Origin of the sequence: Capnocytophaga sp. oral taxon 878, assembly GCF_002999135.1 — a bacterium.
GTDB lineage: Bacteria > Bacteroidota > Bacteroidia > Flavobacteriales > Flavobacteriaceae > Capnocytophaga.
In genome coordinates, this window is the sequence record NZ_CP027229.1 from 2,232,049 (window position 1) to 2,244,290 (window position 12,242).

Consider the following 12,242-nt stretch of genomic DNA (forward strand, 5'->3'; position numbering starts at 1 on the left):
CTACTTTAAACGAACGAATAACGAACTATAAACGAACTATAAACGAAGTATAAACATTACTCCCCTCATAATCAGCCCCTTCACACCTATCCTATCCCTTTGCATTATTCGCAACCAAATCCCCCAAACATTACATTTTTCTCACTCCTATCCCCTATCTCCTACCCCCTACCCCCTATCTCCTCCCTTGCCTATTCTAAAAAAATCGTATATTTGCACCATAAATCATCATATACTAATGAAAAAACTAATAACCCTCCTATGCTTAGGCTTCTTCACAGTAGCACAAGCCCAAAACACCCCTATCGATATTAAAGACCCCTCCCTAGCGCATGAACCCCAATGCAAAAACATCGAAAAAACCATACAAAAAGAAGGTCGCAGCCCCTTTTGGCAATGCGTCGATAGCTGGGCTTATAACCACTTCACCTACCCCGATGACGCCTTTAATAACCAACGCGAAGCCATCGTATGGATACCCTTTTTAATAAACGAAAAAGGAACATTTCTTGTAAACAAAGATTCTATAAATATAACAGTACCTCCTGAAAAAATGAAAGATTTAGATGAAGGTAAATACAACTCCATAAAAGAAGTGTGTTATAACATTTTTGCCAATTTCCCCAAAGTGATTCCCGCCAAAAATGCACAAGGACAAGCAATCCCCGTCAAAGGCAGCTACCCCATTAGCTTTATAATCCCCTTAGACGAAAACCAACAACCCATAGAAGGAGAAAAAGGCATTGCCGAAGCACTTACCAAAGCCCTAAAACCCGTTGCCGAAAAAGCAGCTTGTAGGGTCGGGAATGAACACCTATCCGAAGAAGAAAAAATCAACGATACCAACAGATACTTCTCTACAATAATTCGCACCCGATATCACTATCCTCCCTCAGCATTTGAGTTAAGAATCTCAGGCAAAGTAACCATAAAAATAGAAGTCGATACCCAAGGCAAAATAACAGCCAAAGCCATAAGTGGCCCTAATGAATTATTCAAGGCTGCCGAAAAAATCTTTATCAATCTCCCCAACTTTACCCCAGCCTATGATCAATACGGCTACCCTATAAAAATGACCTATATCATAGTTGTCAACTATTTATTAACTTCATAGCACAAAAAAAAAGCTGCTCCAATAACCGAAGCAGCTTTTTTATTAAGTATGTTATTTGTTAAATTCCCAATAGTACTGATTAGATAACACCTTGGTCTACCATCGCAGCAGCAACTTTCATAAAGCCAGCAATGTTAGCACCTTTCACGTAGTTAATATAACCATCCTCTTGTCCGTATTTCAGGCAAGCATTGTGAATCGACTCCATAATTTGATGCAATTTAGCATCCACTTCCTCAGCTCTCCACGCAAGGTGAGCCGCATTTTGAGTCATCTCCAATCCCGAAGTAGCTACACCACCAGCATTTACCGCTTTACCAGGAGCAAAAGGCAATTTAGCATCTTGGAAAGCCTTGATAGCCTCAGGAGTACATCCCATATTCGATACCTCAGCTACCAGCTTCACACCATTAGCAATAAGCACCTTAGCATCTTCTCCATCAAGCTCATTCTGGAACGCACAAGGCAAAGCAATATCACAAGGTATTATCCAAGCCTTCTTACCAGCAGTAAATTTACTTTCTTTAGCAAATTTCTCAGCAAAAGGAGCTACAATATTACGGTTAGAAGCACGAAGCTCTAATAGATAGTCTATCATTTCGTGAGTCATACCACCTGGCACCTCTACGCAGCCATCAGGTCCTGAAAGTCCAATAACTTTAGCCCCCAACTGAGTTGCTTTTTGCGAAGCACCCCACGCTACGTTACCAAATCCCGATACTACTACACGTTGTCCTTTAAGGTCTTTACCAAGTTTCTTAAGCATATGGTCTACAAAGTAAAGAGCACCATAACCAGTAGCTTCAGGGCGAATAAGTGAACCACCCCAGTTAATACCTTTTCCAGTAAGTACCCCAGTATTGTACTCTCTAGCCAACTTTTTGTACATACCGTACATATAGCCTACTTCACGACCACCTACACCCACATCACCTGCAGGCACATCAGTATCAGGGCCTATATGTTGCCAAAGTTCAAGCATAAAGGCTTGGCAAAAACGCATAATTTCAGCATCCGATTTACCTGTTGGGTCAAAGTCCGAACCTCCTTTAGCACCTCCCATAGGTAAGGTAGTAAGAGCATTTTTAAAAGTTTGTTCAAAACCTAAGAATTTCAACATCGATAGGTTCACAGCTTTATGAAAACGAATACCCCCTTTATATGGACCTATTGCTGCGTTAAACTGCACACGGTAGCCAAGGTTACTTTGTACCTCACCTTTATCATCTACCCAGTCCACACGGAAAGTAAAGATACGATCAGGCTCTACAATGCGCTCAATAATTTTAGCTTTAGCAAATTCAGGGTGTTGGTTATACACCTCTTCTACCGATTCAAGCACCTCGTGAACGGCTTGCAAATACTCTTTTTCTCCTGGGTGTTTAGCCTCTAAGGAGTTCATAATTTTTTTTACATCCATAGTATTTTTAAATAAAGAACTTTAATTGTTTTGTTATTTTAGTTACAATGTTAAAAACAGGACAAAGGTATTTAAATTTATTTGATTGTGCAAATAAAACGAAAGATTTTTTTATAAAGTCTTTTTATTTCAAAAGAAAATGAAGTTTTATCTCACATATAAAAATCCTTCCTTTTTTTCAATTTTATTATTTTTTCTGTAATGAACAATATAAAAATAAGTACCGTGAAGGGCTTTCTTATTTCCTACAAAACCTTTGGTATTAGCATAACCTCTAAAATAATTGCCATTTACGCCATAATGCTCATTCTCATACACTTTTAAGCCCATCTCATCAAAAATAAGAAGGTGAACAGGACTATTGGCATCTGCTCCTTCTACTATGAAATAGTTATTCGCATTCTCGGCAGAAATGCCATTGTAGATAACAATGTCTTTTTCACTTCCTTGCTGTGGTTTTTTTGCTATGGGTCTCACTGTAATAGTTTGCTTGTGTACTGACTCATTAGCACAATCATCTTTGGCTACCCAAGTATATGTTATTTTATTGCCAAGCTCTTCTTTGGTAGGAACAACCCGAAATGTACCTTTACAATTATCGGTAGCAGTAAGTGTAGAGGCAAGAAGTATTTTAGTTCCTTCATCAATAGTTGCATCTTGAGGTAAGTTTCCTACAAAAGTAGGTTTTTGGGTATCATTCACTACAATGGTTTGTTGGTAAGTAATGGTTTCACAGCCATCGTAAGCCTTAAATACACGCTGAATAGTAAAGCTATTAGTGCAAGCTCCTTCTATCTTTTCATCTGTATAGGTAATAGTTACTACCCCGCAGCCTCCTTCGGTTGTAGGTTGAGCAGGTGCTGGTATTTCATTAGCACATTGTACTGTTATATTTTTAGGTTTGCTATTCTCTACAAAGGTTAAAGCAGAATGTGTTTCCGGCTTCTTCTTAACTTTAAAACCTCCATTAGGTATTGCTTGCCCATTAAGTATTTTATATGGTGTTACATTGGTAATAGCAAAAGCTATATGGTCTATCACTTCCACTTTAATAACCCCCGCAGGAAGTTGGATTTTCTTCTTTTTGCCCCATTCTACTGTGCCAATCTCTATATTAGGAAGAGTAACCTCGCAAGTACCATCATTTTCAGTATTCTCCACTAAGGTATATTTAAAGGTCTTACCAAAATCATCAGAAAGGAGAATGCGCACTTTGCTATTGGAGTCAAAAAAGTTAGCATCTACTTGCCAACGAAGTGTTATTTTATCACCTCCTTGGTACTGGTCATTCATTCCGTTGGTAATAGCAAAAGTTTTACCATCAGCAATATGCACTTTTACAGCTACCATATCGTAATTCACAAAGCGTTGAGGCGCAGGATTAGAGGTTGCTACCCAAAAGAGGTGTTCTCCTTTTGCATTAGGACGCGTATAGTTTATAAAGCCTCCCAAATCGCTGTATTGTGTTTGAAAAGTAATAGGGTTTCCTCCTACTTTCCCCTTACGTGTGAGGAACTTAGGATCGTTTACTCCTGCCTTGCTGGTGAGTTGCGCTGTATAATAAATAGGAAGATGGTTAGTATTTGTCGCCTTGATATCGAATTGAAAATAAGTATCTTTAGGAATGGTATAGGTTTCTTGTAGTTTAGTGCGGTCTATTGTAGGGAAAGAGCTTTCTGTTTTGATACCATAAGCATAATTGAAATTACTCACATCATTCCCATTGCGGTTTACCAACTGAGTGCGCTGAGAATCTTTGAAATAAGACCGATTCACAAGCCCATTGCGTATTTGATAAGCCGTAGGTAGTGAAAAGAAAGCTCCATCGGGAAAATCGTTGTTATACCCCATTAGTGACTGACCGTAGCTGGGTTCTGTATATAGAGAGTTACCCGAATGAACATTCTTAAAAGTATGATCGGCTCCAAATAAATGTCCTATTTCATGAGCGATGGTTGCATTTTCAGCAATAGCCGAAGCCCCTCCTTTTCGTACAAGGCGAAATCCTCCAGAAAAGAAAGCGAGTCCAGAGAGAGTAGCATCGGTGCCAGGAGAGATGACAATTCCTATATCATATTGTTTATCTCCAATAAATTCATTTATTTTTTCAGTAGAATTTTCAATAATACTATATCTTGATTTTTGATGGTACAACTGTTTGGCAGCTTCCTGAATAATAAGTCGGTTATCGTCTACAATACTGAATTTTACTCCTATATCACGCACATACACTTCATTGAGAAAGGTTTCAAGGTTGAGTAGAAAGTCTTTTACTTGTGTGATATCACTGCTAAAAGTATGAGCAAAGTCGTAGTAATCCACCAATACAGCCAAGCGATAGAGATACAGAATCCCCTCGGGGTCATTGGGCATTATAGAAGTAACTGTTGTGATAGGGCGCGCAGTAGGGCTGCTTTCAGAAGATGGGAAAATAGGTTTGTGCGAGTGCGTATCAGTACCACATTTTGCATTGGGATCGTGGTGAAAACGCTCCTTTACCAATAGCCTACCTCCCTGCAAGCCTGTAAGTTGGTACGTGCTTCCTTCCCATTGCAAGCTACCCGAAGCCTCCTTATTAGGGTGTACTACCAAAGTAGCGACAAACTGGTTTTGGTTATAGCCTACAAAAGTGTAAATACCTTTATTTTGCTGAGAGTTCTCTCGCTCTTGCCATTGTAGGTTAAGTGTTTCGCCGTTAGGAAAGGTAATGTTCCATTGCGCTTGAGTGGTGGTGAAACTGAGGTAGAAGAATAAATAAATAATATGTTTCATTTTAGGGTTGTACTAAATTCATATAAAAAAAATAAGACTGTTATAAAAAGTTAAAAATCTCCCACAGATTACACAGATAAAACGAATTATAATGTCTTTTAAGATTTTAGCACTACGCTTGCGGTTTCACAGAGTTTACCGCAAATAATACAATTGTAAATCAGGATACGATTATTAAACTTTATAGTCAAACAAAAATAGATTGTAAATAGGCTTATTTTTAGAGGGTAATTTGCAAATTGTTCTTACAACATACTGAAAAAGTAACTGATTATCATAGAAATAAAATTCACTAAAGGCGCGAGCTACATAGGCAAATAAATTCTGATTAACTATAAATTTAATATTACCAAATTATTTTAGCTAAAGGTAAGGGGGCAATGGTTATCATATAGAAACACTACGAGTAATGTTTTATGACTATAATATATCTATTCCTATATTCTTTAGATAATTGTAAGTTGAGTTATAAAAAGAAGGAGTACGGGTTTTGTCGCTTTTATTTCCTTCAGGAACTACAATTACCATTCCTTGTCTAGCTCTTGTTAATAATACTCTGTAAGCATTTATCAAATACTTTTCGTTATCTTTTTTATGAATAGTTTTCCATTTATTGCCTCCAAAAGAAAAAGTATTCCATCCTTCTTGTGAAAAACGCAAATCAGCATCCCAAAGTACACATACCCAATCAAGTTCTAAGCCTTGTATATGAAATTCAGTAGCAGCATCTTCCAAAAAAAATGAAGAACGAATATCGTCTTTATCTTCTAAAAACCAATTGATATGATTTATATTTGTTTTAACATCAATAGCTAAGGGTTTTAATCTGTATGCTTTTGAAGAAGCAACAATGCCATATCGTTCACTACCTCTCGCTTGTTTTTTCATCCATTCCTTAGCTTTTTGAATATCCCTCGTTAGTACAATTGGATATTTATTTTTTAATTGTTTTAGAGTTTCTTTAACATTCTGATTAATGTCTAATAGTTCTTTTATGAATCTTGACAAATGTTCAGTTCTAAATGAACGCATAGAAACTGCTAAATGAAGATTTTTATCAAATAGTACATTACCTTTCTGTTGTAGTTGAGATATGGCTTCTTGTGCTGCATATTCTTTATCAGAAAGGTTTAGTGATATTCTTGTTTCCCAATGAGGAAAACTATTTCTTATTGCTTCTAACCATTCTGTAATACCACCTTCGCCTGTATTAATTTCCTGCCCTCCACCTACTAGACAGACAATAGCTGCCCAATCTTTATGCCTATCCAAACAAGATATTAAAAATTCAGGTTCAGAGTATTCAAAATTTCTAATACCTTTTTTACGCTCCATAAAATCCACTGTTTGTTTTTTATTCCAGGCTCTTTGAGCTTCGTCAAAAATAGCAACGTGGTCATAAGGAGCTCTTTTATCTCTAAGGTATTCATCTCGATAATGATGAATAATTTGTATAAAAGCTTTTATTTCATCTCTTGCTTGGCTTTTGGTTATTTTATTACCATTATTTTTTTCTTGAATAATTTTATCTCGTGCTAGAGCTTCTTGTAAAATATCAACTAAAGGCTTATTTCCAGAAAGAAATACACTTGTATTCCCTTTTTCTTTATCTAAATGTTCTGTAGCAACTTTTAGACCTACTAATGTTTTTCCTGCGCCAGGTACTCCTGTTACAAAACAAATGACCTTCTTACTATTGTTTTTAGCATATTCAATAGTTTCAGAAATATAATTTGTTGTAATGTTTAGATTTGTAGCGTCAGCATCATTTCTTGTTATCTCATCAACGTTATGATTGTTATACAGATTTATAGCTGCCTCAATAATAGTGGGAGTAGGTGAATAGCTTCCTAAAACATATTCTTGACTATTAATGTTTTTTTCACTTTGAAGAGACGTTAAAACGTGTTCTAATAATTTATTTAAATCATTTGCATTTGCTTTTAAAGGATTGATAAGATTATCGTGTTGATTCGATGAAATAATAGCAAGGGGAGCTGATTTAGCCTCTGTAGCAATCAGTATGGGGATTAATAAAGCTTGATGACTTGGGTAGTGAAAGTTTTTCAGATCTAACGCATAATCCCATACTTGTTCTAAATCTTTGTTTTTAAATTCTTTTTCAAAAATTTTAAATTCAAGTATGAAAACAATATTTCGAATTATTAGCAAGCAATCCACTCGCTTTCCCATTCTTGGTATAGAAAATTCGAAAAATAAATCGCCTTCATATCCTGCCAATGTATTTTTTAAGATTTCTATCTGACGTTCCCAAGCACGTAATTCAGTATCAATATGTCCCAAACGCCCATTTACAGAAATCTCACCTATAATTGTTTCAGATGTTTTTTTTATAAAATCTGATATTTTATCAGAATAATAATAATTAAGCATAATATCTTTCTATTTTTTATCATTTTAGAAAAAAACTCCCCTTACTTTACTGTAAGAGGAGTTTTCTAATTATCTCATTTAAGTGCAACCTTAATTACAAAGCCACACGTTTAAATCCAGTAACTTCTACTTTCTTGCTTGCTACGTATTCAGATACTTTCTTGCTCTCGTCCGAAATATAAGTTTGGTCAAGCAAGGCTTTCTCTTGGTCAAGGGTAGTGTTATCAGCAATAAAGCGTTGTACCTTACCAGGCAAAATCTTATCCCAAATTTGTTCAGGTTTACCTTCAGCTTTTAGTTCAGCTTTCGCATCAGCTTCTGCTTTAGCAAGTACCTCAGGGGTAAGTTGTGCGTATGATACGTATTGAGGCACGTGTTTAAGCGGTTTGCCTAAGCGGTGTAGTTCCTCATTTTCTTTCTCGATGATAGCAATACGAGCTTCAGTTTCTTTAGCAATATATTCAGGAGTAAAATCTTTGTATGAAAGTGTTTCAGCACCCATAGCTGCTACTTGCATCGCAAGGCTCTTACCTACTTCAGCAGCATCAGCAATAGCCGATGACAATCCTACAATAGCAGCAATCTTATTGCCATGGTGAATATATGAACCTACAAACGGAGCCTCTATTCTCTCAAAAGCACCCAATTCAATCTTTTCACCAATAACCCCTGTTTGTTCAAGAAGTTTCTCAGCTACAGTAATACCCTTGTAGTTAAGAGCAAGAAGCTCCTCTTTGCTATTTACACCCAAAGCAAGCTCTGCCAAATCCTTAGCCAAAGCCACAAAATCAGCATTCTTAGCTACGAAGTCAGTCTCACAGTTCAATGAAATAATAGCACCTACAGTATTAGCTCCATTTACTTTAGCTATAGCAGCACCTTCTTTTGAATCACGGTCAGCACGCTTAGCAGCTACCTTCTGACCCTTTTTGCGCAATACCTCTATTGCTTTATCAAAATCACCTTCAGCTTCTATGAGGGCAGCTTTACAGTCCATCATACCCGCACCAGTAGCTTGGCGAAGTTTATTTACGTCTGCGGCGGTAATATTTGCCATTTCTTTAGTTGTTTATCCCCCCTCAGTACTTCTCGTACCGAGGAAGGTTTGTTAAAAAATAAGTTATGCAGCTTCCAAGTAATATACTACTCTTCAGCTTCTTTATTAGCTTCAGCTGTTCTACCCGATAAGCCTTCATTCACTGCCTCAGTGAAATATGAAAGAATCTTCTCGATTGATTTTGAAGCATCATCATTAGCAGGAATTGGAAAATCTACCTCACGTGGGTCTGAGTTAGTATCCACAATTGCAAATATAGGAATGTTTAATTTTTGTGCTTCTTTAACAGCAATATGTTCACGCAAAGTGTCCACTACAAATAACGCACCTGGTAATTTAGACATCTCAGCTATTGAGCCTAAATTCTTCTCCAGTTTCTCACGCATACGTTCTACGTGTAGCTTCTCACGCTTTGAAAGAGTATCAAATGTACCATCTTTCTTCATTCTGTCGATAGCCGACATCTTTTTAACAGCCTTGCGAATAGTAACAAAGTTTGTAAGCATACCACCTGGCCAACGCTCTGTAATATAAGGCATCTTAACCGATGTCGCTTTCTCAGCTACCACATCCTTAGCTTGTTTCTTTGTAGCCACAAAAAGTACTTTCTTGCCAGAGGCTACTATCTTTTTAAGGGCTTCTGAAGCCTCTTCTATTTTAGCAGCGGTTTTGTAAAGATTAATTACGTGAATACCGTTGCGTTCCATATAGATGTATGGCGCCATATTAGGATTCCACTTACGGGTAAGGTGACCGAAGTGTACACCAGCATCTAATAATTCTTTAATTTCTATGTTATTTGCCATTTCTTTTTTAATAGTTTACGTTCCTGAAAGGTTAGCAATAGCTCGGTGAGGCATAATTCTAAATAACCGCCCTAGCCATTTGGATGCTAAACTAAGGAGCAAATTGATATTAACGTTTAGAGAATTGGAATCTCTTACGAGCTTTCTTCTGACCGAATTTCTTACGCTCTACCATACGAGGGTCACGTGTTAAAAGCCCCTCAGGTTTTAATATAGCACGGTTCTCTACATCCAATTCGCAAAGAGCACGAGCAATAGCCAAACGTACTGCCTCTGCTTGTCCTGTAATACCACCTCCATACACATTCACCTTCACATCGTAGTTACCATCCACGCCCACAAGGCTAAGTGGCTGTCTTACTTTGTATTGTAATGTAGGGGTAGTGAAATAATTGTTAAACTCGCGTTTGTTTACGGTAATAGTCCCATTACCAGCTTTAAGGTAGATACGCGCTACAGCGGTTTTTCGTCTACCGATGGTGTGAATTACTTCCATTATTTCAAATCGTTTAAGTTAATAGTACGTGGCTGCTGAGCTTCTTGTCCATGCTCTCCTCCAGCGTACACTTTCAAATTACGTAAAACTGAAGCCCCCAAGCGTGTTTTAGGTAGCATACCTTTCACTGCCTTTTCAATAATACGCTCTGGGTGCTTAGCAAGAAGTTGTTTAACCCCTGTAGTGCGTTGCCCACCTGGGTATCCAGTGTGTCGAAGATAACTCTTATCTTCCCATTTGTTCCCTGTAAGGTTGATCTTCTCTGCATTGATAACTATTACGTTATCACCACAATCAACGTGAGGGGTAAATTCAGGTTTGTACTTACCACGAAGTAGTTTCGCTACTTTTGAGGCAAGCCTACCCAAAGTCTGTCCTTCAGCATCCACCAAAACCCACTGCTTGTTCACAGTAGCTTTGTTAGCCGAAACGGTTTTGTAACTTAATGTGTCCACTCTTTGTGATTTTTAAAAATTAAACATTCCTTTGTGTCTTCTTAACCGACACTTTTACTTTTAGGGCGCAAAAGTACAACTTTTTTTTGAATTGACAAAAATTTTTTAATAACCAATCCACAATTCAACATTTTTTACCCCCAAATACACACCCCTTCTCCACCCCAAAAAGGAAGCCCCTAACCCACACCCATCCCCCACCCACCATATAATTAACATATATGATGAACGAACGAATAACGAACTATAAACGAACTATAAACGAAGGATAGTTGGTGCATAGCCCCTATCTTCTAACTCCTATCTTCTAACAACTAATAACTAATCTTCCCTCTTATCTAAATACCCCTTTTTCAATTTATATTTCAGAGAATTACTGTCTGATAACCAACGAACTAACAATTCTTTTGTAAAAATTAGTGTTAAAAAACTTGCATAGTATAAAAATTCTTCGTAACTATGCACCCAAATTAATCAACTAAGTATATTTTAAACAGTTAAACAACAATTAAAAAAACATAAATATTAGCGTTTCGCTTATAATTTTCCTTTACAGAAATACGACCAATTTTTCTTTACACTACAGGAAGGTTAAGTGGAAATGCCTGCGTTTACGTGGGCATTCCTTTTACTTTGTAGTGTGCCTTTGGTCGGGCTTCTGTAATAAGTAATAAGGAATGTTCCGCGTTTTTTTTATGCCCCTAACTCAAGAATAATAAACTAATCAAATATGGCTTCAAAAGAATATTACAGAAATCAAATCGCCGATAAAAGAGCTAAAATAGTCTCACTGCGTGCCGATATTCAAAAGACAAAAGATGAAAAAAAGAGCAGAATGGATTATCTATCTCGTACAATTAAGTCTTCTTCTTCACAAAGTTCAAAAGAAAACTACCGTAAGATGAAAATTGCTGAGGGAGCAAAATTTGAAGGAAAAATAGATGCCCTTAAAAACAAAATAGAAACAATAAATAAAGAAATTGACTCATTGAAAAAATCTTTAGATAAAGCAAAATAGTATGATACAAATTTTAAACGAAATTAAAGATATTTTTACTTCAGCAGATTTTAATGTAGAAAGCTCAATGAAAGTAAATGATTTGTGCAAGAAATTCAAAGAAAACTTTGGATTAGCTCTGCGTGTCTATAAAGGAAAACAAATAGCTTCCGATGGCAGAATGACCCTTAAGTCTCTGGATGAACGAACTACTAAAACCTCAGTAAATTTTGACTCCGAGACCCTTAAATTACGTGCTAATATGTTAGTAAGTGAAGTAGAAAAAAAATTCTTAGATCACTTTGGTATTGTTGTTAAAGTAGCTGATATTGAAAATAAAAAAATCATATCAAGTAATATAACTTTGGGCAATGCTAAAAGACAATCCATTTAGTAACAAACAAAAAACAATTATATGGCAGATTTTACTATCTCTGGACGAATGAAAGTAAAAACTTTAAAAGCTGATTTTAAAGCTAACTTTGGTTCTACATTGCGAATTTACAACGGACAAAAATTCGCTGATGACGATGCTACCTTAGCTTCTATTCGCAAGAACGATGCTAAAGAAGGTGATGTGAAAATCAATGGAAAAATGTTAGTCGGTAACTTTGAGAAAAAAATCTTAGAAGAGTTCGGTATCAAAGTACAAGTAGCTAATACCGACGATACTAAACTCATTGATGATTCTATAACCTTAACTGCTTCAAGTAAATAGAAAAAAATAAAAC

11 protein-coding genes are annotated in these 12,242 nt (G+C 36.6%); 4 read left to right on the forward strand and 7 right to left on the reverse strand.

Features of this window, described 5'->3' with window-relative positions; all coding sequences use genetic code 11:
- The first annotated feature begins 238 nt into the window (after positions 1 to 238).
- A complete protein-coding gene (locus tag C4H12_RS10115) occupies positions 239 to 1,114 on the forward strand; it encodes an energy transducer TonB (protein ID WP_106098805.1) in 876 nt (291 codons plus the stop codon).
- A 79-nt stretch (positions 1,115 to 1,193) separates the two neighbouring features.
- Here C4H12_RS10115 and gdhA read toward each other — a convergent pair whose 3' ends face one another.
- From gdhA to rplM, 7 genes are all read right to left on the reverse strand, one after another.
- Positions 1,194 to 2,534: an NADP-specific glutamate dehydrogenase gene (gene gdhA, locus C4H12_RS10120; protein ID WP_106098806.1), complete on the reverse strand. Its 1,341-nt coding sequence runs from the start codon at positions 2,532 to 2,534 to the stop codon at positions 1,194 to 1,196.
- A gap of 147 nt (positions 2,535 to 2,681) precedes the next feature.
- On the reverse strand, positions 2,682 to 5,306 hold the full coding sequence (locus C4H12_RS10125; protein WP_106098807.1) for a reprolysin-like metallopeptidase: 2,625 nt from the start codon (positions 5,304 to 5,306) through the stop codon (positions 2,682 to 2,684).
- A 420-nt stretch (positions 5,307 to 5,726) separates the two neighbouring features.
- Entirely contained in the window at positions 5,727 to 7,700 is a 1,974-nt protein-coding gene (locus tag C4H12_RS10130) for a DUF2075 domain-containing protein (RefSeq protein WP_106098808.1), read from the reverse strand.
- 94 nt (positions 7,701 to 7,794) lie between these two features.
- Positions 7,795 to 8,757, reverse strand: coding sequence for a translation elongation factor Ts (tsf, locus tag C4H12_RS10135; protein ID WP_106098809.1), 963 nt, complete (start codon positions 8,755 to 8,757; stop codon positions 7,795 to 7,797).
- An 86-nt stretch (positions 8,758 to 8,843) separates the two neighbouring features.
- Complete coding sequence (gene rpsB, locus C4H12_RS10140; protein ID WP_106098810.1) at positions 8,844 to 9,563, reverse strand: 30S ribosomal protein S2; 720 nt, start codon at positions 9,561 to 9,563, stop codon at positions 8,844 to 8,846.
- 109 nt (positions 9,564 to 9,672) lie between these two features.
- On the reverse strand, positions 9,673 to 10,059 hold the full coding sequence (gene rpsI / locus C4H12_RS10145) for a 30S ribosomal protein S9 (protein WP_106098811.1): 387 nt from the start codon (positions 10,057 to 10,059) through the stop codon (positions 9,673 to 9,675).
- Entirely contained in the window at positions 10,059 to 10,514 is a 456-nt protein-coding gene (gene rplM / locus C4H12_RS10150; protein ID WP_106098812.1) for a 50S ribosomal protein L13, read from the reverse strand. Before rplM ends, rpsI begins: the two co-directional genes overlap by 1 nt.
- Before the next feature lie 730 nt (positions 10,515 to 11,244).
- Between rplM and C4H12_RS10155 the strand changes: the two genes are divergently transcribed.
- Genes C4H12_RS10155 through C4H12_RS10165 form a run of 3 tightly spaced genes read left to right on the forward strand, consistent with a single transcriptional unit; the run spans position 11,245 to position 12,229 of the window.
- On the forward strand, positions 11,245 to 11,532 hold the full coding sequence (locus C4H12_RS10155) for a hypothetical protein (protein ID WP_106098813.1): 288 nt from the start codon (positions 11,245 to 11,247) through the stop codon (positions 11,530 to 11,532).
- A 1-nt stretch (position 11,533) separates the two neighbouring features.
- Entirely contained in the window at positions 11,534 to 11,905 is a 372-nt protein-coding gene (locus tag C4H12_RS10160) for a hypothetical protein (protein WP_106098814.1), read from the forward strand.
- Between the two features lie 21 nt (positions 11,906 to 11,926).
- Positions 11,927 to 12,229 (forward strand): hypothetical protein, encoded by a 303-nt coding sequence (locus C4H12_RS10165; protein ID WP_106098815.1) that lies wholly within the window; start codon positions 11,927 to 11,929, stop codon positions 12,227 to 12,229.
- The last annotated feature ends 13 nt before the right edge of the window (positions 12,230 to 12,242 follow it).